18 protein-coding genes and 1 tRNA gene are annotated in these 24,293 nt (G+C 30.2%); 12 read left to right on the top strand and 7 right to left on the bottom strand.

The genetic code is table 11. From position 1 onward, the window contains the following. Nucleotides 1-246: 246 nt before the first annotated feature. The gene (locus G9F71_RS14055) at nucleotides 247-876 is read right to left on the bottom strand and encodes a class I SAM-dependent methyltransferase (protein ID WP_164949736.1); all 630 of its coding nucleotides are present in this window, start codon (nucleotides 874-876) and stop codon (nucleotides 247-249) included. A gap of 332 nt (nucleotides 877-1,208) precedes the next feature. On the opposite strand from G9F71_RS14055, the gene G9F71_RS14050 reads away from it, so the two are divergent. Beyond that, nucleotides 1,209-1,283 (top strand) — tRNA-Gln (locus tag G9F71_RS14050). A 103-nt stretch (nucleotides 1,284-1,386) separates the two neighbouring features. Here G9F71_RS14050 and G9F71_RS27780 read toward each other — a convergent pair. Continuing rightward, a complete protein-coding gene (locus tag G9F71_RS27780) occupies nucleotides 1,387-1,881 on the bottom strand; it encodes a LiaF transmembrane domain-containing protein (RefSeq protein WP_220321093.1) in 495 nt (164 codons plus the stop codon). A 151-nt stretch (nucleotides 1,882-2,032) separates the two neighbouring features. Here G9F71_RS27780 and G9F71_RS14040 point away from each other — a divergent pair, with 151 nt between their 5' ends. Beyond that, nucleotides 2,033-2,236 (top strand): cold-shock protein, encoded by a 204-nt coding sequence (locus tag G9F71_RS14040; RefSeq protein WP_125001852.1) that lies wholly within the window; start codon nucleotides 2,033-2,035, stop codon nucleotides 2,234-2,236. 176 nt (nucleotides 2,237-2,412) lie between these two features. Here the strand turns inward: G9F71_RS14040 and G9F71_RS14035 are convergent, their stop codons facing one another. Then, on the bottom strand, nucleotides 2,413-3,237 hold the full coding sequence (locus G9F71_RS14035; protein WP_164949734.1) for an MBL fold metallo-hydrolase: 825 nt from the start codon (nucleotides 3,235-3,237) through the stop codon (nucleotides 2,413-2,415). 258 nt (nucleotides 3,238-3,495) lie between these two features. On the opposite strand from G9F71_RS14035, the gene G9F71_RS14030 reads away from it, so the two are divergent. The 6 genes from G9F71_RS14030 (at nucleotide 3,496) to G9F71_RS14010 (ending at nucleotide 10,489) form a co-directional block, all read left to right on the top strand. Next, the gene (locus tag G9F71_RS14030; protein WP_164949733.1) at nucleotides 3,496-4,113 is read left to right on the top strand and encodes an acetate uptake transporter; all 618 of its coding nucleotides are present in this window, start codon (nucleotides 3,496-3,498) and stop codon (nucleotides 4,111-4,113) included. A 221-nt stretch (nucleotides 4,114-4,334) separates the two neighbouring features. Next, nucleotides 4,335-5,813: a Na+/H+ antiporter NhaC family protein gene (locus tag G9F71_RS14025; protein WP_164949732.1), complete on the top strand. Its 1,479-nt coding sequence runs from the start codon at nucleotides 4,335-4,337 to the stop codon at nucleotides 5,811-5,813. Between the two features lie 223 nt (nucleotides 5,814-6,036). Next, nucleotides 6,037-6,165 (top strand): CPC_1213 family protein, encoded by a 129-nt coding sequence (locus tag G9F71_RS27340; protein WP_253199186.1) that lies wholly within the window; start codon nucleotides 6,037-6,039, stop codon nucleotides 6,163-6,165. A gap of 192 nt (nucleotides 6,166-6,357) precedes the next feature. Continuing rightward, on the top strand, nucleotides 6,358-7,272 hold the full coding sequence (locus G9F71_RS14020) for a DUF4349 domain-containing protein (protein ID WP_164949731.1): 915 nt from the start codon (nucleotides 6,358-6,360) through the stop codon (nucleotides 7,270-7,272). Nucleotides 7,273-7,556: 284 nt separating this feature from the next. Next, entirely contained in the window at nucleotides 7,557-9,509 is a 1,953-nt protein-coding gene (locus tag G9F71_RS14015; protein WP_164949730.1) for a methyl-accepting chemotaxis protein, read from the top strand. A 221-nt stretch (nucleotides 9,510-9,730) separates the two neighbouring features. After that, the gene (locus G9F71_RS14010) at nucleotides 9,731-10,489 is read left to right on the top strand and encodes an exodeoxyribonuclease III (RefSeq protein WP_164949729.1); all 759 of its coding nucleotides are present in this window, start codon (nucleotides 9,731-9,733) and stop codon (nucleotides 10,487-10,489) included. 99 nt (nucleotides 10,490-10,588) lie between these two features. Here G9F71_RS14010 and G9F71_RS14005 read toward each other — a convergent pair whose 3' ends face one another. Then, nucleotides 10,589-12,619: a methyl-accepting chemotaxis protein gene (locus G9F71_RS14005; RefSeq protein ID WP_164949728.1), complete on the bottom strand. Its 2,031-nt coding sequence runs from the start codon at nucleotides 12,617-12,619 to the stop codon at nucleotides 10,589-10,591. 420 nt (nucleotides 12,620-13,039) lie between these two features. Here G9F71_RS14005 and G9F71_RS14000 point away from each other — a divergent pair, with 420 nt between their 5' ends. Then, a complete protein-coding gene (locus G9F71_RS14000) occupies nucleotides 13,040-14,053 on the top strand; it encodes a WG repeat-containing protein (RefSeq protein WP_164949727.1) in 1,014 nt (337 codons plus the stop codon). Between the two features lie 76 nt (nucleotides 14,054-14,129). Here G9F71_RS14000 and G9F71_RS13995 read toward each other — a convergent pair whose 3' ends face one another. Next, nucleotides 14,130-14,477 (bottom strand): hypothetical protein, encoded by a 348-nt coding sequence (locus G9F71_RS13995; protein ID WP_164949726.1) that lies wholly within the window; start codon nucleotides 14,475-14,477, stop codon nucleotides 14,130-14,132. A 242-nt stretch (nucleotides 14,478-14,719) separates the two neighbouring features. Here G9F71_RS13995 and G9F71_RS13990 point away from each other — a divergent pair, with 242 nt between their 5' ends. Then, nucleotides 14,720-15,709 carry a glycosyltransferase family 4 protein gene (locus G9F71_RS13990; protein ID WP_164943551.1) on the top strand — a complete coding sequence of 330 codons (990 nt, stop codon included), beginning with the start codon at nucleotides 14,720-14,722 and terminating at the stop codon, nucleotides 15,707-15,709. A gap of 78 nt (nucleotides 15,710-15,787) precedes the next feature. Here G9F71_RS13990 and G9F71_RS13985 read toward each other — a convergent pair whose 3' ends face one another. Next, a complete protein-coding gene (locus G9F71_RS13985) occupies nucleotides 15,788-17,824 on the bottom strand; it encodes an FtsX-like permease family protein (protein WP_164949725.1) in 2,037 nt (678 codons plus the stop codon). A gap of 406 nt (nucleotides 17,825-18,230) precedes the next feature. Here G9F71_RS13985 and G9F71_RS13980 point away from each other — a divergent pair, with 406 nt between their 5' ends. After that, nucleotides 18,231-19,616 (top strand): alpha/beta fold hydrolase, encoded by a 1,386-nt coding sequence (locus G9F71_RS13980; RefSeq protein ID WP_202017930.1) that lies wholly within the window; start codon nucleotides 18,231-18,233, stop codon nucleotides 19,614-19,616. An 80-nt stretch (nucleotides 19,617-19,696) separates the two neighbouring features. Here G9F71_RS13980 and G9F71_RS13975 read toward each other — a convergent pair whose 3' ends face one another. After that, nucleotides 19,697-21,724: an elongation factor G gene (locus tag G9F71_RS13975; RefSeq protein WP_224626408.1), complete on the bottom strand. Its 2,028-nt coding sequence runs from the start codon at nucleotides 21,722-21,724 to the stop codon at nucleotides 19,697-19,699. 179 nt (nucleotides 21,725-21,903) lie between these two features. On the opposite strand from G9F71_RS13975, the gene G9F71_RS13970 reads away from it, so the two are divergent. After that, entirely contained in the window at nucleotides 21,904-24,282 is a 2,379-nt protein-coding gene (locus G9F71_RS13970) for a DUF3656 domain-containing U32 family peptidase (protein ID WP_164949723.1), read from the top strand. Nucleotides 24,283-24,293: the final 11 nt, after the last annotated feature.

Raw genomic sequence — 24,293 nt, 5'->3', positions numbered from 1 at the left:
CAAAATGTAAACCTAAACATCAAGGATGGAGAAAAAATTGCATAGCGAAAGATAATCACTGCGAGGTTTGGGATAAAAATAAACAAGCTAAGAAGCTTTAAAATCTACCCATAAAAAGCAAAAATGGCGATGAGTAAATAATCGCATATTTTTGCTTTTAAAGTTAACATAGTCCATATTTAAAAGTACGTTAAATATCTTAATAACGAAGGATGGTCGTATTATTGACTTATACGGATAATAGCTCTACTTTTCGCATATACAGCATAACCAATTTCTTTCTTCCATTAAGTCTATTGTTATATTATTGAACCCAGCTTTTTCTAATAATTCTCTTAATTCTTTAGGGGTATGTATTTTCATATCTGATAGTGCAATCAATTTATCATTTCTTTCTTTAAAGTTTTCACTAGAATACATTTCACATATTATAATAAATTTTCCTGATGGCTTTAATATTCTTTTAACCTCTTTAAAACTTTCAATAATATTAGGCCAGAAATAAATAGTTTCTACTGCTGATATAATATCAAATTTATTATTTTCAAATGGAATTTTTTCTACACTAGCATGTAAAATTTCAACTCTGTTGGTTTTTACAAATTGTGTATTATAATCTTTTGACCATTTTACACAATCTAATGAATAATCTATACCGAAAATTTTGCCCTCTGTTGCTATTGATGCCATTCTATTTATTGTTCTACCACCACCACAACCTATATCAAGTATAACATCCTTGTTTTTAATATTTATTTTTTCTAATCCCCAACTAGTCAATTCAAAGTGTCCTATATTCATGCCTTCTGCTATAACTTTTCCTAACACACCAGCTGGTTTTTTGCATTGATTTAATCTTTTTGCAATTTCACTCATAATGTTCCACCTTCCTATTTAATAAGATAATGATAATCAATATCAAATCAATTATAGTATAAACTATTTATGAACATAATACAATATTTCATTGCCTTTGTCTCTAGAAGAACTAAATATACTTTTAGGAATGGACAGCGGTGATGAAATACAGCAAAGTTTTGAGTGGGAGATAGCGGAATATAAGAGATTTGCACTTTAGAATATTATAAAATGATATAGGCTTGCAAAGATAGTGAATCTATGTTATAGTAGATTACAGAAAGTTGTAAAAAAGCAATTTAACGACTCGAAGGTTCAATTTGCCTAGGAGTCAATATTTCTTTTTTTATTGGGGTGTAGCCAAGCGGTAAGGCACTAGACTCTGACTCTGGCATTCGCAGGTTCGAATCCTGCCATCCTAGCCAAATATTTTAAGTCTAATATAAAATAGTATATTTTAAATGATGGATATAAATAATCCTAGCAAAATTTTATTTTGCTAGGATTATTTTTTTATATGATTTTTTTTTACTTAAATATGTTTTTTAAAAACACGTAGATGCCTAGTACAATAATTATGCAAGGAAATAATAGTCCATAAGTAAGCCAGGTATAATTGTTTCCTAAAAAATTTACTGCAAAAGAAAATACAGATATAAAGGCTAGCAAAAATATAAAAAATAGTAAGGTATTATTTTTTTTGGAAAATAAATAATACTGAAACAAACCAATAGCAAGGCCTAGTGTATAAATGGGCCAAGTTTCAGTGGAGTATTTCCAGTTTGTTGAAGTTTCAAAAACAAATAATAAACCTGTAGTGGTTAAGATTCCAGCAAGAACTAATATAGCAGGTTCCTTTTTTAGTGAGAAAAAACTTATTTCTAACAAAATACCTGGAATTAGAATAAAAAGAGGCCAAAAGTTTGAAAAACTAAAAAAGTCAATGTCGTATATTTGATCAGCTAGAATTACTGAACCTAAGAGAATCAAGAGAATACCAAATAATGCCTTGTGTTTTTTCATGTAATTCACTTCTTTAAATCACTATTCATAATTATATTGTTTATATATAGAATTTATGCATATTTAAAAGTATTAGTTAGACATTTATAGCTAATACTATATTTAAACACTAAATCCTTTATATTTCAGAGAACGACAAGGAGGAAATTATATGAAAACAGGTGTAGTGAAGTGGTATGATGCTGAAAGAGGGTATGGATTTATATCAGCTCAAGAAGGCGAGGATGTATTTGTTCACCATTTGGCGATAAAGGAACAAGGACCAAGAAAGGATTTGCATGAGGGCGAAGAAGTACAATTTGATGTAATTGATGCACCTAAAGGACCCCAAGCTATTAATGTTCAAAAGTTTTAACCACATGATTTTATCTCTTGATATTATATAATTGTAAAACTAATTGCAAACCTGGGTATATATAGAAGCATTATTTCTATATCATATGAGTTAAAAAGAAATCCAAGATTTATTAAAAAGCAACTGTCCTAGAACTATCTAAAAGTTCTAGGACAGCTGCTTATTTTATTTGAATTTTATAATTTCACAGTTTGACCGATATCGATAATTTTTATGCTTCCGTCATTTATTCTTTCTAGTGTATCGCAGGTAACATCATCATCGTCTTGAGCCAAAATATAGGTTTTATAATGAATTGGAATCATTAGTTTAGAATTTGTCATTTTAAACATTTTAAAGCTTTGCTCAGGAGAACAATGCATTTCTTGAAACTCGTCAGGTTTATAACATCCTACAGGCATAATAGCAATATCTGCCATTAAATTTTTATATACATCAGTATAGGCTGTATCCCCAGCAAAAAAAATCTTTTTTGTGCTATTCTCAATTATATAAGAATTGCTATCAGCTGCAGTGCCCCAAGGATATCTCCTACCATCATGATTCGCTCTTAAAGCCCTTATTTTTATGCCGCTCGCACTATAGTCTTCATCTGGGTTTAGAAGTATTCTATTTTTAAATCCTAAAATTTTTAAAGGAAAATCTAAGTTCTTAGGAGCAATAACTACTGCGCTTTTATTTAGTTTCATTAGAGTTGAATAATTCATGTGGTCCATATGACCATGGGATAGTAATATATAATCAATATTAATTGAAGATAAGTTTAAGGATGGTTTTATTAATCGTCTTATTTGACCAAGATTTATTGAGGTCACAGGGTCAGTTACTATAATCACTCCATTTAAATTAATAAGTACAGTAGCATGCCCTACCCAATGGACAGAATCTGTTACTAAAGGTTCATAGGAGGGAGTAAGCATAGGCTTAAAGTAAGACTTAAAGTTTCTACGATGTAGTTCATACATATATCCAGTGATTTTACGGAGTTTAGTAAAGTTCATTTTATACCTCTTAATTTTCAATATATTTGTTTATACTATATAATTATATTCTTTTATGTAAAGCTTAAACAAATTATATAAAAGAATTTCTATAAATGAATTATAACATAAGGTAGCAAAAAATAATTTGTACTCTGCGATTTAACAATAAAAAGAATAACCTTACAAAACACTACAAAACAATTGACAAGGTAAATTTTTTCTGTTATTTTTTTATAGGAATTATTATTTTAAGGGAAATAAAAAGGAGGCAATATTATGTTTACAAACGAAACACAAAATGTAAAAATAACAAATGCAGATCCATCAGCATTAGGGTTATTCGGACTTGCCATGGTAACGCTTGTAGCATCTTCGCAAAAACTTGGACTTACAGAAGGTACATCGTTTATACTTCCATGGGCTATATTCTTAGGAGGATTTGCTCAACTATTTGCATGTATAAATGATTCAAAACGTAACAATGTGTTTGGAGCAACAGCTTTTGGCGGTTTTGCATTTTTTTGGATGGGAGTTGCGGCTACATGGTTAATTAAAGCAGGTGTATTTGGTCAAGCTTTGGCATCAACTGTGGATCCAAAACAATTAGGGCTTGCTTATGTAGGATATTTGATATTCTCATTGTTTATGACAATAGGTGCTACAGAGACACATAAGGTACTATTTACAATTTTTGTTTTAATTGATTTTCTATTTATAGGGTTATCGCTTAGTACTTTTGGAATTATGCTTAAATTTTCACATAGCTTGGCAGCGTATTCTGAACTCTTAATTGCGCTAGTTTCTTTTTATGGTTCTGCAGCTGCAGTTTTAAATGCTCATTTTGGCAAGCAGTTTTTACCGGTTGGAAAACCTTTTGGTATATTTAAAAAATAGTCAACAAAAGTATAATTGCAATAAATGTATATTATTGCAATTATATAAGTTGAAAATGTAAAAGTGGACAAAAGTATGACTAATTTTTATCAATTAACAGTGAAAATAATTGAATTTTGAGAAAATATAGTATATAATGTTGCATGTAATAAAGAACGTTTAGGTGGGTTAAGAGAATTAACTTCATGTAAACGAAATCAAAGTCGGATGGGGGCTTATATATGATTGCATTATTAAAAATATCACCAGTATTCGTAATGGCAGGTCTTATGATATCTGGAATGAACGCACTGCTTGCAGCACCGATTGCAACTATTTACGGAGCTATAATAGCATCATTAACATGTAGGTTTAAATTTAATGACATAGTTGATGCAGCTGTGGATAATGTAAAGGAAATGCAATTGGTTTTCTTCATATTAATGGCAGCTTATGCAATGGCAGAGGCTTTTATGGCAACAGGGGTTGGGGCATCAATTATTAGTTTTTCATTAACTCTTGGATTAACAGCTAGAACTGTAGCTGTAACAGGATTTATGGTAACAGCAGTACTTTCAGTTGCAACTGGTACTTCATGGGGAACTTTTGCAGCCTGTGCTCCAATTTTTCTATGGTTAAACCATATAGTAGGAGGTAATATATTACTTACTACAGCAGCAATTGCTGGTGGAGCTTGCTTTGGAGATAATATAGGACTTATTTCTGACACCACCGTAGTAAGTTCAGGTATCCAAAAGGTTGAAGTTATTCATAGAATAAAGCATCAAGGAGGATGGTCCCTCATATGTTTAACAATAACTGCAATCATTTTCTACGCTGTAAGCGTGGGAATGGGACTTCCAACAGTTATTTGTAATGCAGCAGATGCAATAGATAAAATTCCAAAAGATGTATGGGCATCACTTGAAAAAGCTAAACCTTCTGCGGTTGAACTTTTAAATCAAGTTAAAACAGGAGTTCCTATGTATATGATAATTCCATTATTAGTTGTACTTGCAGTAGCAATTAAGGGACTTCCAACTCTTGCATGTTTAGGACTTGGAATAGTAACATCTCTAGTGCTTGGACTCATAGCAGGAACAATTGAATCTGTACCTAAATTCCTACAATTAATGAAATCAGGATTTGAAGGTGCGGGTTCAGGGGTTATTGTTATGATGATGTGGGTTGGTGCTTTTGGAGGAATCATGAGTAAAATGGATGCATTTGCTCCATTATCAAGATTCATTTCGCATATTTCAAGAAATGTACGCGAACTTATGTTTTGGAATGGAATATTGTCAATTGCAGGAAATGCTGCATTGGCAGATGAAATGGCGCAAATAGTAACAATTGGGCCGATAATTAGAACTTTACTTGAAGATAACGTAGAGGGTAGCGAAGAGGATATGTATACATTACGTTTAAGAAATGCTACTTTTGGGGATGCACTTGGAGTATTTGGATCGCAGCTTATTCCATGGCATGTATACATAGTTTTCTATGTGGGTATAGCATCAGCAGTTTATCCACTTCACAAGTTTGTAGCTATGGACATAATAAGATATAACTTTATGGCTATGGTAGCAGTAGGTTCATTATTACTACTTACTTTAACAGGGTTAGATAGATTTATACCATTATTTAAATTACCATCTGAACCTGATGTTAGATTAAAGAAGAATATTGTAAAAAGTAGTAAAGAAGATTTAGTTATATAAATGTAAAGTTATTCAATATATATAATATGCAAGGCACTATACTGTAATTACAGCATAGTGCTTTCTTTGTCTACGATGAAATTATAAAATAAACCATAAGGGTAATAGAAATCATGTATATTTTCTAAGAAATTGATGAAAATAGTATATAGCTATTCAAATAATAATAAACATAAAAAAGCGAATGTTTATTAAATAAAATAGCGAGATAGGAGAAATGTATATGGATAGTAAAATGAAAACAACTAAGAATAATAAAAATCAAGATAATAACTTCAAGAAAAAAAATATTAAACATGGTCATGAAGAAAGTGCAAAAATAGTTTTTGATCATATGGAAAAGAAAGATTAGGATAAAAGAGAGTTCTAAGGCGGTATTACTGCTTTATGAACTCTCTTTTATTATTAAAAATAATTTCTTTAATAAAATTATTATATAAGTTTTCTGAAAGCAGGGATTTTTATAAAAAACTTACGTATATATCGATACACAGTGTAAGTTTATAGTTTTAATATTATCCATAATTAAAAAGGGGGGGATTTTGTGAAAAAGAAATTTAAAAGTATAGCAGTAATACTAATGTTAATGATAATTATTAGCTTTGCAGCTGGGGGGTGCGGTTCTAAAAAGGCATCTAGTAGTAATGAAAGTAAATCTAGTATGGAAGTTTCAAAGGGGAATGGTGGTTTAAGTGATGGCAGTACTGGTGTCGCAAAAGATGAGGGTAAGTCAGGGACTGATTCAAAGACTAACTTAAAAGCTTCTTTAGTGGGTCAAGGTAAGATAATAAGGAATGGAATAATACAGATGGAAACACTAAGCTTTGATGTCGCGGTAAAGCAGATTTTAAGTAAAACTAATAGTATGGGAGGATATGTACAAAGTTCTAATATATCAGGTACAAGTATTGAGGCAAAGTTATCGGAGCAAAGCAGGAAGGGTGTGCTTATATTAAGGGTGCCTAAGACGGAATTTGATGCTTTTATATTAGAGATTGGTAATTTAGGAAGCATTACAAATAAACAGATTTCAACGGAGGATGTAACTTCTGCATATTTCGATACACAGGCACATTTAAAATCATTAACTATTCAAGAGGAAAGGTTACTAGAACTTTTAAAGAAAACTGGTGAACTTAAAGATATAATAGTATTAGAAAAAGAATTAAGTACAGTTAGATATGAAATTGAAGGTTTAACAGGAAACCTTAAAAAATGGGATAATTTAATTGATTTTTGTACACTAAATATAGAGTTAGTTGAAGTTCATAAAATCAAAGAAAATCCTGTGTCTTTTGTCGGAAAAATTGTAAATGGCTTTGTTTCCTCGGCGAAGTCTGTAGTGGATTTTGGTAAAAGCCTTATTTTAACTATTTCTATACTCATACCTTATTTAGTTGTTTTATCAATTATATTTTTAATAGTTAGATATATATACAAATATATAAAAAAAAGCTGATATAAGAACTTTGCTAAAAAAAACAATATGAAAAAGGTTTTCTTTATGAAGCATATGATTATGCTTCTTTTTTTTGTATTATATATGAATATGAGAAGGTAAAGCAATGAAAACGTAAAACAATATAAATACAATCACTAAAGAATAAGAGAAAAACATCGAAATATATAATAATATAAAAAATTAGACGGGGGTTATTTTATGAAAAAAAAATATTCGACAAAAATGATTTAAAACAACCAAAAGGAAAAAAATTAAAGGTTCAGTTAATATCATTGCTTATTTTGGCATCATTTTTACCTATAGTATCAATTTCTTTAGGTACATATTATAGTTTATCAAAAAATTTAAAGGGTGAATTTGATAGCGTAGCAAATCAAAGTATATCAAGGGTTAATGAGGCTATAGGTTCATTATATAAAGCAAACTCTGAATCCACAAATATGTTATCCAATGATCCGAATGCTTTGATGATCAAAACAAATCCAAGTTCTGCACAATGGTTAAACAAAAGCTTTGAAGAGTTTTCAAAATCACATCCTGACACATTAGGCATATATCTAGGGACTTCAGATAAAAAAATGTATATTGAACCTAAACCAAATCCCCCATTACCTTCCACTTATGATCCAACTTCAAGAAGTTGGTATAAGGATGCAATAAGTAATGAAGGCAAAGTAATTTCTACTAACCCATATGTGGATGCTGTTACTAAAAAATATGTAATGACTTTTGCAAAAACAGTTAAAGATAAGCAAACTAAACTAGTAGGTGTAATTGGTATAGATATAGACTTAGAAGTAATCTCTAATATGGTTGCAGGTATTAAACTGGGTAGTGGTGGTTTCTCAGCTATATTAGATAGTAAAGGTACAATTATAGCTCACAAAAACAAAGATATATTAGGGAAAAATTCAACACAAGAATCTTGGATAAAAAGTATTATGGACTCTAAAGAAAATAAACTTGTATTAAATATAAATGGAGAAAAATTTTTATCTTATAAGTCTCTAGATGAAAAAACTAATTTAATTATAGTAGGATTTATTCCTTTATCTGAATTAACATCAAAAATAGTAGAAGGTTTAACAATACCCATTATTGTTTTAGTTCTATCACTTATATTTGTAATTGCTGTGGGAACTATATTTTCAGGTAAAATAACAAAGCCTATGGAAAAATTAATTAGTGTTTTAGCAAAGATTAAGCAAGGTGATTTCACTCAAAGGGTGAATGAAGATAAAAATGCTAGCTTAGAAATACAACAAATTATTGAATCGGTAAATAATATGATAGATGATATGGTTATAGTTTTAGGAAATGTAATAGAAGGCTCTAATAAAGTTAAGGAATCAGCAGAGTCACTAGCCGCTACTACTGAGGAATCTAATGCTGTGGGGGATGAGGTTGCAAGAGCAGTGCAACAAATTGCACAGGGGGCAAATGAGCAGTCTCAAATTTTAGAGGAGAGTGTTAATTATTCCACCACATTAGGGCTGGAAGTAAATAAAAGTACTATTAATGCTAAAAATATGATAAAAGCATCCTTAGAGGTTAAACAATCAACAGAAGAAGGCATTATAGTAGTTAACAATTTAAGACAAGTATTTGAGGAAAACACTAAAGCTAATGATGAGGTCGCTAGGAAGGTAGAAATTTTAGCTGTGAATTCCAATAAGATTAGTGATATAACTGATACTATAAAAGCAATAACAGAGCAAACGAATTTATTAGCCTTAAATGCTAGTATAGAGGCAGCAAGAGCTGGAGAAGCAGGAAAAGGCTTTGCAGTTGTTGCAGATGAAGTTAGAAAACTTGCAGAGCAATCTTCGCTTTCAGCTTCTGAAATTGATAAGGTAACAAGTATAATAAGAACAAGTGTAAATGGAGTATTAGAGCAAATAATGTACTCCAAAGAGTTAAACACCAAAACTGATAAAAGTGTTCAAACTACTAATGAAACCTTCAAAAAGATTGAAGGAGCAATGGAATTACTTCAAAAGGACATGAACACTGTAGATAATTCACTAAAAGAAATAAATAATTATAAAGATAAAGTTAGTGAAAAAATTGAAAATGCAGCATCTGTATCACAAGAGACGGCAGCAACTTCAGAAGAGGTAAGTGCCTCTACAGAGCAGCAAGCTGCAGGCCTTCAAGAAATAGTAGGTGCAGCAGAAAACTTAAATACTCTTGCTGAAAATTTAAGAGAAAGCATAAGCAAATTTAAAATATAATAAATTTTTATTTTAAAAAGCATCTAGTTCATCACGAACTAGGTGCTTTTATCATTAAATTACCAATATCTATTCTTAAGAAATAATTATAATAGATTGTTTTATAATACCCAATAGTATGATATATTAATATTAAGAGATTTATATATATGATTTCAAATATTGATTAAAAATATATATGGAATGTGCTTTTATAATAACTGTTGAAGGAGGATGTTTTTATGAAAATTTATTCCTGGAATGTAAATGGAATAAGAGCTATAAAAGACAAAGGGTTTATTGAATGGGTTACAAGTGAACAACCAGATGTTTTATGTCTTCAAGAAACAAAAATTCAAGAAAATCAAATAAGTGAGGAACTTAAAAATATACAAGGGTATTACTCATATTTTTCTTGTGCAGAAAAAAAGGGGTACAGTGGAGTAGCCACATACACTAAACAAAAACCAATATCTGTTTGTTATGGTATTGGAATAGAAAGATTTGATACTGAAGGTCGAATAGTAATAACTGAGTTTGAAGATTTTACTCTTTTAAACATATATTTTCCGAATGGGCAAAAAGATGAAATTAGATTAAATTATAAAATGGAATTTTATGATGCATTATTGGACTATTGTGAAGCACTTAGAGAAAAAGGAAAAAAATTAATTATTTGTGGAGATTACAATACGGCACATAATGCAATTGATTTGAAAAATCCAAAGGCAAACGAAAAATATTCAGGATTCTTACCTATTGAGAGAGCTTGGATGGATAAATTTATTTCCTACGGTTATGTTGATACTTTTAGAAATCTACACGAAGAAGAAGTAAAATATTCTTGGTGGAGCTATAGATTTAAAGCTAGAGAAAAAAATGCAGGCTGGAGAATTGACTATTTCTTTGTAACTGAGGATTTGCTTAGTACAATAAAGGAAGCTGATATTTTAAATGAGGTTGTAGGATCAGATCATTGTCCTGTGTGTATTATTTTATAGATATAAATAAAACTCCCTTTAAAGTAGAGGTTGCAGATGATTTATCTGCAAATAATCTATTTTAAAGGGAGTTTTTCAATAAAAATCTAATTTTCTAAATTATATTTTAAAAATCTTAATGCTATTTTGAAGGTCCTTAGCCATTTCTCTTAACTGCTTAATTGAAGAGGACATCTCATCAATAGTGCTTGATTGCTCCTGGATAGATGCAGCAACCTCCTCTGTAGCAGCAGAACTTTCTTCTGAAACTCTAGTTATGTTATCAGAATTAATTGCTAGATTTTCAATAATTTCATTTGAATGTACTATATTTTTTGTTACCACATTTAACTTGTTTTTAGTAAGATCAAATGCTTCAAGGATTTCAGTAAGTGCATTGTCAACATTTTGCACATTAACTGTACCTTTTTGGGTTTCAGAACTTCCTTCTTCAATTGAAGATAGTGCAGTTTTAGCATATTGTTGAGTGTTTTGTATAAGTTTTTTTATGCTGTTAGAGGATTCCATGGTTTCCTCGGCTAGTTTTCTTACCTCTTCAGCAACCACAGAGAAACCTCTACCGGCTTCGCCTGCTCTTGCAGCCTCAATTGAAGCGTTTAGTGCTAGTAAATTGGTTTGAGAAGCAATAGTGTCTATAAATTCAACAATATTTCCAATTTCATCTGAAGTTTTTTGAAGGGTTTGTATTGTTGAAGCGGAGTAATCTACTTTGCTTTTTATAACTTTTATTTGATTTACCAGATCATTCATCTTATTTCGTCCATCAGCAGCTAGAGAGCTTGTTTCATCTGCAGTGTGGACAACATTGGTTATTTCTTCTTTAATAGTATCCATATTACTTACAATTTCTTTAGTATTCTTTGAAATATCTTCAGTTGCTATAAATTGTTTTTCTGAACCAGATGCTAATTCCTGAGCTGCCATAGCAATTTGATTTGAAACCATAGCACTCTGCTCTCCGGAGTTTAAAAGCTGGTCAGCAGATGATAACAATAGTTCAGAAATATTACTAATTTCTGTAGTCATGCCACGAAGATTAACAATCATTTCATTAAAGCTTATGCCTAGAAGTCCTATTTCATCTTTAGATTTTATTTGAATTTCTTTCGTTAAATCGCCTTTAGAAACATCGTTTGCTAGAGTTACTAATTTTTTCAAAGGATTAATAAATTTTGATACTAATAATATTAGTATTAATGAACCTAATATGAAAGAAATTAGTGTTATTAAAAAAGAAGTTGTTAAAATAGAGCTAATAGTAGAGCCAACATTTTTCATAGAAAGGCCTATATCCACAGCACCTACATTTTTTCCATCTTCAGAGAGCGGTACTAATACATCATAAACTCTTTCTACATCTTTATACATAAAGGTAGAGTTGTACTCTTTGCCATCTTTAGCAGCTGATATACTTCCTTCATCAGTTAATGTTTTACCAATTCTATCTTTTTCAGTGTGTGTAAGTACTTTTAAATCTGAGCTTATAGTTAAACCATATGCTATATTTTTATCCTTACCTAAATCAGTAATAAGAGCTTGAGGACCCACAGCATCAAGAATGGCATTAACTTTATTAGCATTGATTCCAACTTGAACAAATCCGCCTTTTTCCAAAGCTACAGCACCATATTTATAAAAATTTTCTTTTGATTTTGTACTTTGACGTATTTTCTCCATAACCTCAGTATTTTCTTTTTTTAATATTTTTTGAACTACATTGTCCTGTGGATATTTGTATTTTAGATTATCTGCCATATTAGAGAATATAATAACTCCATTGGCATCAGAGACATTAATTTCATCAATATTTAATTTTTTAGATATTTTTATAAGATAATCATTTGAAACATTAGGTGTAATACCAATAAGATATGATGACGTAATAATTTTTTCGTTTAGTAGTGAATCAAGTTCTTTTGAAATACTTGCATTGGACATAAGTCTTTGCTGGATTTGTTTAACTATTATGTCTCCATCGGTTTTCATTTGAAGTTCCATTTTGTTTTTTACAATTGACACCATAATAGCGCAAAAAATAAGTAAAGTTGTGAAAAGTACTAAAAGCGAAGATATTACTATTTTCACTTTCAAAGATAGATGCTTAGATTTTGTTTTAGGTTTAGTTTTCATAATAAATTAGTCCCCCTTGTGTGTTTTTAATTATTAATTGAAATGTTTTTAAATATAGAGTAGTATATAAGTATAAAAAATAGTGTTTAATTTAAAAAGTTAAAAACATAATAGTTTTCTGCAAAATATAAATTAATCCTATATAATGTGGTTACTATTTTTTTGTAATACTATAACAATATAATACAAATTATTATAAAATACAAGAAAAACAACCATGTTTACGTAAATTTTAACAAATTGATGCCATATACTGCTTATGAAATTATAAAAGTTGATAAATACATTAAATATATTGAATATATTTAAAAACAAGGAAAATTTATAGGGCGAATTTATAACATTTCAGTGTATAATAATATTATATGTATCGAGCTTATAATTTTGTGAGCTGAGGCTATTTGAAAGGAAGTTATAGTTATGAACAATGAGAAAAACTTATATCCTGTGAAATCAAAAAAAAAATATGGGTATATAGATAAGGATGGAAATGTAGTTATCGAAATGAAATTTGATTATGCTGAGGATTTTGAAGGTAACCTAGCAATAGCTGTAATCAATGAAAAATATGGATTTATTAATAAGGGTGGAGAGTTTGTAATAGAACCAGTGTATGATGAAGTTCAGCAGTTTAGTGAAGGTTTTGCAGCAATAAAATTAGATGGCAAGAAAGGCTATATTGATTTAAATGGAAAAATTATTGTGGAGCCTAAATATGAAGAAGCTAATTTATTTGTAGAGGGAAGAGCTGCAGTAAAAAGTGGATACATGTGGGGATATATAGATAGCCAGGGTAAGGAAGTAGTTCCTATAAGTTTTTTAGATGCTAATGATTTTAGTGAAGGACTGGCGGCGGTGCAAATAGGTGGTAAAATAGCGTACATAGATAAAGAGGGAAAAGTTATAATAGATGCAATTTATGATTATGCCTATGCATTTAAGGATAATATAGCACCTGTTTGTGCCAAGGGAAAGTATGGCTATATAAATAATAGTGGAGATTTGATTATACCACTTCGATATAATGTTTGCGGAGAGTTCAATGAGAGTCTGGCGCTAGTTGAAATCAGAGGCAAATACGGATTTATAGATATAAAGGGAGAGCTTATTATAAAACCTGAATTTCAATGGGTAGATAGATTTTATAATGGTCTAGCTGCAATTTGTGAAAATGATAAATATGGTTATATTGATAAAACTGGAAGCATTATAATACCTACTGTGTTTGAAGATATAGATGTTATGAGTGAAGGTTTAATGGCTGCTCAAATAGGAGAAAAGTGGGGTTATATAGATTGCACAGGTGAAATAGTTATAGAGCCAAGTTTTGAAGAAGCTTATGAATTTACGTGTGGTATTGCAAGAGTTGAAATAGGTAAAAAAATTGGATATGTTAATAAATTAGGGGAATACGTTTGGAAAATGCAATCTTAAATTAATTTAAAATATAAGGCATCTAAAAATAACAAGTATATTTACTAGTTATTTTTAGATGCCTTAGTTATTACTTTTAAAAATCTGGTTTTAATAATAAAGGGACCGCACTTCTGGTAGCATTTTTGAGACTTGTGTCTAATGCTCTTACACTATTTTGCAATTCCTGAATTTTTTCTAAATAAGTTATAATATTTTTACTTTGGGAGGAAATTTGATCTTCATAATTTTTATTAATTATATTAAGCTCATCTATTTTATTTTCAAATGAGTTTATAACTTTATTTTTTTCGGAATTTTTTATTCGGAGCAATTCTATTTCAGACTGGTTGTCCTGGAATGTTTTATGATTTCGAATAATTTGTTTTTCATAATCTATTATTTTAGCTTTTAATAAGGATATCTCTTCATTATTAATAATCATATAACCTCCTTATAATACAACTTAATACCTATAATATAAAATATGCTTTGAACATATATGGATATACATGAAATTATAAATTTAATGATCATTTCACATAAGTATATAGAAACTTTTACAATATAAATTAATAGTATATAAATAAAAGTTAATATTATATTATGTTTAGTTAAATGTTATAAATAAACATAAGCTAGCATAGTTATATGGTAAAAGTAGCAAACTATAGGGGGATTTGTACTATGAAAGTTCTATTGTGTGTTAGACAAGATTATTATAAAAATTTTGCTGGAGATTCTATGCAGGTGATTAAGACGGCTGAAAATCTACAGAAATTAGGGGTAACCGTAGATATAAATGATGGCGGCATATATGACTATTCTGATTATGATATAGTACATTTATTTAATATTGCTACTACAGGAGAAATATATAGATATTATAAGATTGCACACTTTTATAAAAAACACACAGTTATATCTCCAATGCATTTGGATATGAAAAAATATAATACGATAAATAATAAGATTGAAAGTATGAAGCTCTATGAAAGATGTACTAGTTATAAAAATGAAATATTAAAAAAATGTAAAGTTGTATATTGTAATAGTGAATTAGAAAAATCTCTTATAAAAAGTGAATTTAATGTTAATAGGGAATACAGGGTTATATACAATGGTGTAGAAGTAGAAAATGAAGATATACCTTTATACAATTTTACTGAGAGATATAATTTAAATAATTATGTTTTATGTGTGGGTAAAGTTTGCGCAAGTAAAAATCAACTTGCATTATGCAGAGTATGTGATCAACTCGGAAAACAATTGGTTTTAATTGGAAATGGGGATGACAATGAGTATCTTAAAGAATGTACTAATTTTAAAAATGTAATATATTTGGGCTTTATGGATAGCTATAATGTATACAATGCCTATAGATTTGCAAAAGTGCATGTGAACCCAAGTTTTGTAGAAATGCCTGGTTTATCCTCACTAGAAGCAGCAGCCAGTGGATGCAATATAGTTTCAACACAGGAAGGCTGTGCTAGTGAATATTTTAAAGATATGGCTCTGTATTGTGATCCCTATGATAATAATAGTATCTTAAGTGCAGTAAAGGGTGGATTTGAAAAACGAAGGGATAGTAAACTAAAAAACTATGTTAATGAAAATTACACTTGGGAGAAATCAACAAATGAATTATATAAAACCTATTTAGAAATCCTTCATTAAATCTACTATTTTCAACTAAATTTTTTTTCTTATATTATGCTATAACGAAAAGTATAATATAAGAAAAAACACCTAAGACTATATATCCTTAAAATTTAAGCATTCTTTTATGGCATGCTTTCTAATAACAAAAAACAATGCTACTTGAATTAAAGTAACTAGTAATGATAGTCCACAAGCAAATAAGAACACGATGCTCGGATACTTTGAGCCTCCATGGGATAGCATTGACTTAAATAAACCTAAGGTAATAGTAGTTCCTAATATCACTGGAACAAAGTATATTAAGGCAACTTGCTTCGAGACTATTGCTTTTATTTCTTTTTGCCTAGCCCCTAAGAATGTAATATTTTTATATACCCCCTTATCCTGCCAAACAGTATTAAGTATCTTAATACCAATTATCATAATTGCTGAAACAAAAGAGATCACGGATATATAAATGAACAATAATAAATAAATTGCAAAATCCGAAATACCCTCATTAAAGGTATGATATCGTGACGCAGGAGTAAACGTCCACCGCCTATAGGTATTAGCTATATTCTCATTTATATTCTCATATTCATAGGGTTCTTTGTAACCAGAATTATAATTTAGACACCATTTACCTCCACTAGCCTTAGCTATAGCATCAAATAAAGCATTGCTAAAATTACCTGTTTGTTTCCAGTTTTGAGTATTAAACACATAAGTAGTGAATTTGTATTCTTTATTTTGTTCCTCATACAGTTTTTTAAATAACTCTGTATCTACCACAAAAAAATTCCCTCCAAATTTGTTATCCCAGCTTAAAATTTTATTAATACATTTAATACCTTTATTATCGAGAGTTAATTGTTTCTTTGTGGTAAAGTTAAGCAAGGTTATAATAGGTTCTGGCTGTGTAAGGTAACTATAATTATTAGGATTAGTATTTTCATCATCAGATACAACTAGCATTAAGCAATCAGGTTTAACATCTAATGTTTTTCCAGTAAGCTTATATATCATTTCATCACTGACAACATTTATAGGATTCCACTCATTATATTTTTTTGAAAAACTAGCCATAATGAGTGTGTCAAACTTCTTGAAATCCTTAAGTTGTACATTATAAGTTTTTGCTAATTCATTTATATCCCTGTCGCCAAAATCCACCTGCTGGAAACCAGCTTTAACCATATAATCATATGGATCATTATAGTTCATGAGCATACCTGATATCATTGGTTCAGCATTAAAGGCAACTGAAAAAATTGAAACTCCAATTAAAATGGTTGAAACAAATAGTGCTAAGGTATATTGCTTACCTTTTAATTTAACTAAATTGAAAAATACTATGTGTTTATAGTAATATTCAGGAGTTATTTTCTTAACTAATCCCCCTATGGTTGTAAACTGAACTATGAATAAATATAAGCCTATTAAAGTAATAATTAAAGAATAACTTGTTACACCGCCCAATATTCGGTTTAAAGTGCGAGACGTATATATTATGATACCAGCAGGAATCATAATAACACCAATCAATCCTAAAACAAAATTATCCCCCTTAACTTCCTCAATCTCGTCATTGACCTTGAGTATCTTTATCATATCTACCTTTTTAACATACCTTGAAGTTAAACATCTAGTGATAATCATGCATAAAGCTCCAAATAATGCAGCAACCAGTAACCCCTTCCACCCAATATAAAAAGCCGTTTCTTTGGTTTTTATAAAAAGTGTTAAAGTACTCCAGCTCAGCCATGCAATTGGAATTGAAAGTATTAATCCTAGGAATGTAGCTATGAGGAAAATAATATTGAGCTCTTTTATAACAATTTTTCTTACATCTTTTCGTCTAATACCAAGAGATATGAATACACCTATTTCCTTGGACTTATACTTCAAAAATATGGAATGTGCATATATTATAAAAATAAGTGTTCCTATTAAAGTAAATCCAAACATACTTAGTGCAATCATTTCAGTTGTACCACCATCCACAAGAACGTCTGTAATTGTTTTACTAAACTGAAGAACACCATATCCTCCAATCATTGTAACTGCAAATACTATGGAAAATAAAAATAACGCATATTGTCTTATATTATTTTTAAATAACTTCTTAACAATAGTATTAAGCGTCATAAACATCACCACCCTTTGATACATAAGTCTTCTTTAAGCCTCTTACTTCTAACATATTTTTTCTCCTCCATATTCTTTATCATGAGGAAATGTTAACATGTTGGTATTAGAAGTTCAATCTCATAAATTGAGGTGTTGTAAAGCTTGGTAGTTATGTTGTAAAGTTTGGCTCAATTGTATATTGCATAAGTAAAATTGTTAAATATTTCTTTTGAAATATGTTATAATATCCTTAAATAGGGGGGTAATTTTATGCTGTGAATTGCTATATGTGAAGATGAATTTAAAGCGCTTAGTGATGGAACCAGGAGAGATATATTGAAATTATTATCAGAAAAAGTTTACAGATGAGAAAGGTAAGTTAATAATTATTATATGTATTCTAAAGAATACGGGGAGGCATATTATGTATGAAATGTTAAGTGGGTTATTAAGTGTTGTTATAGCTATAACTTCTGTTGGGTCAATTGCTAGTGCAAATAATAAAAGTAATCATATAGAAGCTAACACAAAGCAAGAAGAGAAAATAATAGAAAATGAATACGAAAGCTTTGGAAAAACCTTTGTTAGGTTGTTAGCAGACAGAAATTATATAAAAGCCGTAGAAATTTTTGATAGCAATATGAAAAAAATGATACCAGAAGACAAATTAAAAGAAGCTTGGGAAGGGCTAACTTCACAGGTGGGTGGTTTAAAGAAGCAATTAAGTACAAAACTTGAGATTCAAAAACAATTAACTAAAGTTGTTGTAACTTGTGAATTTGAAAAGGCTATGGTAGATATTTCAGTTGTATTTACTAGCGATAAACAAATTACGGGATTACGTTTTACACCAACAAACATTCCTCCTAAACAAGAGCAAGCTAAAGTAAATAATGATTTATATTATGAAGAAGAAGTTACTATCGGAAAAGGTGAATGGAAGCTTCCTGGAACATTAAGTATTCCTAAAAAAGGGAGCTCATTTCCTGTAGTAGTTCTTGTTCATGGTTCTGGTCCACAGGATAGAGATAGTACGATTGGCCCCAATAAACCATTTGCTGATTTAGCTAAAGGGTTAGCTTCAAAGGGGATAGCAGTATTAAGATATGAAAAAAGAACAATGGAACATGCAAGTAAATTTACTAGTATAGCAAATAATATAACTGTTAAGGAAGAAACCATAGATGATGCTTTAGCAGCAGTAGCTATGCTTCGTAATAGAAAGGAAATCAATAAAAATAGAATTTTTGTAGTAGGTCATAGTTTAGGGGGAATGTTAGTACCTAGAATAGGAAAAGAAGATAAAAATATTAAAGGATTTGTTGTTATGGCTGGACCTACAAGACCTTTTGAAGATTTGATTTTAGAACAAATGACATATTTATCTTCGTTGGATGGAAAAGTTACACAAGAAGAAAAAGAATATTTAGAAAATGTAAAGGTTCAAGTAGCAATGGTAAAGAAAAACTTATCAAAGGATACTCCATCTAGCAAACTACCTTTAGGCGTACCAGCGAACTATTGGATAGATTTAAAAGGGTACAATCCATCAGTAGTCGCAAAAACATTAGATAAGCCAATGCTTGTATTACAAGGTGAAAGAGATTATCAAGTTACCATGAAAGATTTTACTCTTTGGAAAAAAGCCTTAAGTTCTACTAAAAAAGCAACGTTTAAGTCTTATAAGGATTTAAACCATTTATTTTTAAAAGGTGAAGGAAAGCCCAATCCAGAGGAGTATATGACAGCAGGGCATATAGATTCAGCAGTTATAAATGATATAGCTAACTGGATTAATGTACAAAAATAGTTAGTTATCTAAAAAAACAACAAAGAAAATAAACAGATAATGTAAAAAGAATCATTCAAATATTTTTGGGTGATTCTTTTTTACAATGCATTTCGCACATAAAGTATATATTTAGCTCTGTCTATTGGATTAACGCCTACTCTTTCTCTTATGGATCCTAGTTCTAAGGAGCAGGGCTCATAACCTGCAAATCCAGTTGTCATTAATGCTTTCCCAGAAGAAATTTTGACCAGATCCCCTGGATATTCAAGTGAGGTGGATACAGGCATTTTTCCTTCTATTGTAAAAGTATTGTTGTGTATAAATGGTGATTCAAAGCTCCCACGCATTTTTATAATATCATTTAAAACTCTTCCACCTACATTCTCAGGAACTGTAATCCTAAACTTAATGATTGGTTCAAGTAGCGTAGTTCCTATTTCATTTAGGCCTCTCATAATTCCCATAGCCGTAGAGGTAGCAAAGTCACCTGAACGTGAATGCATAACATGGTCTTCACCGCAGGTAAAGGTTATCTTTAAATCTGTCACTGGCCAGCCGTAAATACCTTGACTTAAAATTTTATCTAGATTATCTTCGATTTCACGTTGATACTTTATTTTTACTTTTTCAGTTCTTACCTTAGATTCGTAGACAATTCCAGTTCCCATTGGTAGTGGCTCAATTAAAAATTCAACTATTGCCCAGCAGGGTTTGGGCATAGTATAACGTGATTCACCATATCCACTTGATATAGGAGTTTCTTTGTAAATAACAGAGGGTGGACCAAAAGAAACGCGTAGACTAAATCTTTCCATTAAAATAGCTTCGATATATTCAATTTGAATTTTACCCATTATCCGAAGATGAATTTCTTTCTTCTCTTTTATCCATTGCATATTAAGAAATGGATCTTCCTCTTGTAGCAAAGTTAAGGCTTCAACTAAAGCTATATAATCTTCTTGAATTTTCGAATAAATTCTTAAGGTGAGAAGTGGAGTTGTAATTGTTTGGAGACTGGGAATATGAGTCTTGCTTCCGAGTACATCGTAGGTGCTACAATTTAAACCACTCACCATTACCAAATCACCGCTACTTGCAGATTTTACATCAATTGGTTTTTGATTAATTACTTTTTTTATCATAGTAATTTTTTCATTTTGGCCTGTAGTTACATTTAAAATGTCATCTCTAGTTGAGATTGATCCACTAAAAATTTTTATATGAACTATTTTACCTAAGGTTTTGTTATGAGAAATTTTATAAACTAGTGCAGAGAGCTCACAATTATCTAAATCCTCTGGACCAGGAATGTAATCTATTATGGCATCTAGAAGGTCCCTAGTCCCTTCACCTTTTAGTGCAGTGCCATAAAACACAGGGTAGATTTTACTTGCATTAGATTGCACAATTATTTCATCTTTTATAGTTCCTAGTGTTAAAGTACCTTCAAAAAATTGATTTAAAATTTCTACATTATAATTGCCTAGTGTATCTATTATATCCTCAAGTAATTGTTTATAGGCTTCATTTTTAATTTCTAATATATTTTTTTCGCAATTTGTCTCATCAAAAACATTACATACAATAAATTCATTATTTTTTTCATAAACGAGTTGCATGGGCACAAGATTATTTGTAAGAAGTTTTTTCATATCCACAATAGTTTTATAGGGAGAGGCTCCAATGCGGTCAAGTTTGTTTATAAAAAATATTGAAGGTGTATTTAACCTTTTTAAAGCATTAAAGTATACTTCTGTTTGAGGTTGTACTCCTTCAACGCAGGACAATACTACTATAGATCCATCTAAAACACCTATACTCCGTTCTACTTCAGAGCTGAAATCAATATGCCCAGGAGTATCTATAAGGTGAATATTAGTCTCTTTATAAGTGAGATCAATTTCAGCAGCTTTTACTGAAATACCTCTTTGTTTTTCTATATCTAAAGAATCTGTATGGGTTGTACCTTTATCTACACTGCCTAAAATTCTGCTAGAACCACTTTGATAAAGTAGTTGTTCAGTTAAAGTTGTTTTTCCAGCATCCACATGGGCAACTATTCCAATATTTCTAATCTTATTTTTTATAGTCATATTCATATCTCCATTAGCAAATTTTTTAAGCAAGGCCTCCTCTTAAAAAATAACAGGTAAGTCAGCTAGCCTTTTTTATTATATTCCATTATTTTTATTGTGTCTATGGGTGTAAAATATGAGTAATATTAATATAAAATCTTTTAATCTCTTAATTTATGATAACTTTTACTGTATAATAAAACATATAACACTTATTAGGAGAGATGTAAATGAAAAAAATTGAATTACTAGCCCCTGCTGGAAGTATGGAAAGCGTAATTGCAGCAGTGCAAATGAGAGCAGATGCAGTTTATATAGGAGGAAGCAAATTCTCAGCAAGAGCTTATGCTTTTAATTTTGATAATGAGAATATTACTCGCGCAGTGGATTATTGCCACATATATGGAGTTCGTGTATATGTCACTTTAAATACCTTAGTAAAGGATAATGAACTTAAAGAAATTATGGAGTATGTAGGCTTTTTATATAGCACAGGAGTAGATGCACTTATAGTTCAAGATACGGGACTCATATATTTAATAAGAAATAATTTTCCTGGTTTTGAGCTTCATGCCTCTACACAAATGACGATTCATAATGGTGAAGGAGCCTTATTTTTAAAAAACATAGGTTTTAAAAGGATAGTTTTATCCAGAGAACTTAGTTTAAAAGAAATAGATTACATATCTAATACTTTAAAAGTGGAAACAGAAGTTTTTGTTCATGGAGCACTATGTATATGTTATTCAGGGCAGTGCCTTATGAGTAGTATTATAGGTGGTAGAAGTGGAAATAGAGGTAGATGTGCCCAGCCCTGTAGATTACCTTATACACTAATAGATAAAAACACTAATAAAGAGCATAAGGCATACATTTTAAGCCCTAAAGATACTTGTACTTTAGATAACTTAAAAGATATAGTAATAACAGGTACTTCTTCACTAAAAATTGAAGGAAGAATGAAAAAACCAGAATATGTTTCAGGTGTTGTGGAGATATATAGACGTGAACTTGACAATATTTATAACAATAAAATACAAAAGTTAGATGGGGATACTAAAGTTTTAACACAATTATTTAATAGAGAAGGTTTTTCAAAGGCTTATTTATATGGTAATAGTGGAAAAGATATGATGGCATATAAGGTTCCTAAGAATTCTGGAATTCCAATAGGAAAAGTTGCCGCTGATTTATCAGTAACTCTTTTAGAAAAGGTAGCTTTAAAAGATGGCGTAATGTTTAATGAGGATGGATTCGCCATATCAAAAATTATTGTGAAGGGAATGGAAGTTCAAAACGCAGTAATGGGGGATAGGGTTTTATTAAAACCAACTAAATATAAAGCTGGGGACATTTTATATAAGATTTCTGATGTGGAACTCATGAATGAGCTTTCAAAAAGTTATAGCGATGCATTTAAGAGAAAAATAGAATTAAATCTCTTAATAGACTTTGGTGTAAATAAACCATTACGAATAAGTACTAGTTACATGGGAAAGAATTTCAATGTTTTCGGAGAGATTGTTCAAGCAGCTCTAAACAAACCATTAGATAGTGAGCGCATTATTAAAAATCTGTCTAAAACAGGAGATACTCCTTTTAAAATAAATGAAGTGAATTTTGAAAACTTTGAAGATGGATTCTTGCCAATGGCTGCATTAAATTCAGTAAGGCGAGAACTAACAGAGAGCATTCAAAATTATATAACAGAAAAGTATAAAAGAGAAAATAGCGGTAAACAAATTAATTACGATAAGAAAAAAAGTTTGCAAGTAGAAAATAATTTTATAGGAGCTTCAGATAAGAAGGATAGCACTATACCAGAGACACTTATATATGTAAGTAATGAGCAGCAGCTAAGAGCAGTAATAGAAATGGGTTTTGATAACATCGCTATAAACCCTTTTATGAGAGAGTGTAATATTGGTTTTAATAAGTATGATGTAAATATTTATCTCAAGGTACCTAATATTATCAAGGGTGAATTCGAAAGTGTTTGTGAGTTTATTGAAAATAATTTAGGCAATATAAAAGGTATTATTACAGCTAATTTAGGAATAATTAATAGATTTAACAAGAAAATAAGTATAATTGGAGATTACAAATTAAATGTTTTTAATAGTTATGCAGGAGATTTTTACAAGGATTTCCTTACGGGAACTTGCATTAGTGCAGAGCTTAACCAAAAGGAAATTAAGGAAATAGGGGCTAAAAGTTCGCTGCCACTGCAAATTATGGTTTATGGTAAATATGAACTTATGGTTAGTGAATATTGTGCTATAGGAAGTGTTTTTGGTGGTAAAAGTGATAATAAAACTTGCAGTGAGAAATGTACTAGTGGATGTTATACACTTAAGGATAGAATGAATGAAGAGTTTAGAATTAATACTGATAAATATTGTAGAAGCTATATTTACAATAATGTGCCAGTGAATTTGATTTCTAATATGACAGAAATAATAAAAAACAATATTTCTTGTTTTAGATTAGATTTTATTCATGAAAATTATGAAGAAACTCTTGAGGTTCTTAGGAATTATATTAAAAGAACTTGGAGTACAGAATTTAAGGATTATACTAGGGGCCACTACAAAAGAGGCGTAGAATAAAGGAAAGACGG

The organism is Clostridium sp. FP2 (assembly GCF_011065955.2).
In the GTDB taxonomy this organism is placed as follows: domain Bacteria; phylum Bacillota; class Clostridia; order Clostridiales; family Clostridiaceae; genus Clostridium_AD; species Clostridium_AD tagluense.
Note: the sequence above shows the minus strand (reverse complement) of the source record. Positions and strands in the feature narration are given on the sequence as shown.

Coding starts and splice junctions, on each gene's coding strand:
- G9F71_RS13970 (WP_164949723.1), top strand. CDS start 21,904: ATGAAAAAAATTGAATTACTAGCCCCTGCTGGAAGTATGGAAAGCGTA.
- G9F71_RS13980 (WP_202017930.1), top strand. CDS start 18,231: ATGTATGAAATGTTAAGTGGGTTATTAAGTGTTGTTATAGCTATAACT.
- G9F71_RS27780 (WP_220321093.1), bottom strand. CDS start 1,881: ATGAAAAAACACAAGGCATTATTTGGTATTCTCTTGATTCTCTTAGGT.
- G9F71_RS13995 (WP_164949726.1), bottom strand. CDS start 14,477: ATGATTATTAATAATGAAGAGATATCCTTATTAAAAGCTAAAATAATA.
- G9F71_RS14055 (WP_164949736.1), bottom strand. CDS start 876: ATGAGTGAAATTGCAAAAAGATTAAATCAATGCAAAAAACCAGCTGGT.
- G9F71_RS14010 (WP_164949729.1), top strand. CDS start 9,731: ATGAAAATTTATTCCTGGAATGTAAATGGAATAAGAGCTATAAAAGAC.
- G9F71_RS14000 (WP_164949727.1), top strand. CDS start 13,040: ATGAACAATGAGAAAAACTTATATCCTGTGAAATCAAAAAAAAAATAT.
- G9F71_RS14005 (WP_164949728.1), bottom strand. CDS start 12,619: ATGAAAACTAAACCTAAAACAAAATCTAAGCATCTATCTTTGAAAGTG.
- G9F71_RS14025 (WP_164949732.1), top strand. CDS start 4,335: ATGATTGCATTATTAAAAATATCACCAGTATTCGTAATGGCAGGTCTT.
- G9F71_RS14035 (WP_164949734.1), bottom strand. CDS start 3,237: ATGAACTTTACTAAACTCCGTAAAATCACTGGATATATGTATGAACTA.
- G9F71_RS13985 (WP_164949725.1), bottom strand. CDS start 17,824: ATGACGCTTAATACTATTGTTAAGAAGTTATTTAAAAATAATATAAGA.
- G9F71_RS27340 (WP_253199186.1), top strand. CDS start 6,037: ATGGATAGTAAAATGAAAACAACTAAGAATAATAAAAATCAAGATAAT.
- G9F71_RS14040 (WP_125001852.1), top strand. CDS start 2,033: ATGAAAACAGGTGTAGTGAAGTGGTATGATGCTGAAAGAGGGTATGGA.
- G9F71_RS14030 (WP_164949733.1), top strand. CDS start 3,496: ATGTTTACAAACGAAACACAAAATGTAAAAATAACAAATGCAGATCCA.
- G9F71_RS13990 (WP_164943551.1), top strand. CDS start 14,720: ATGAAAGTTCTATTGTGTGTTAGACAAGATTATTATAAAAATTTTGCT.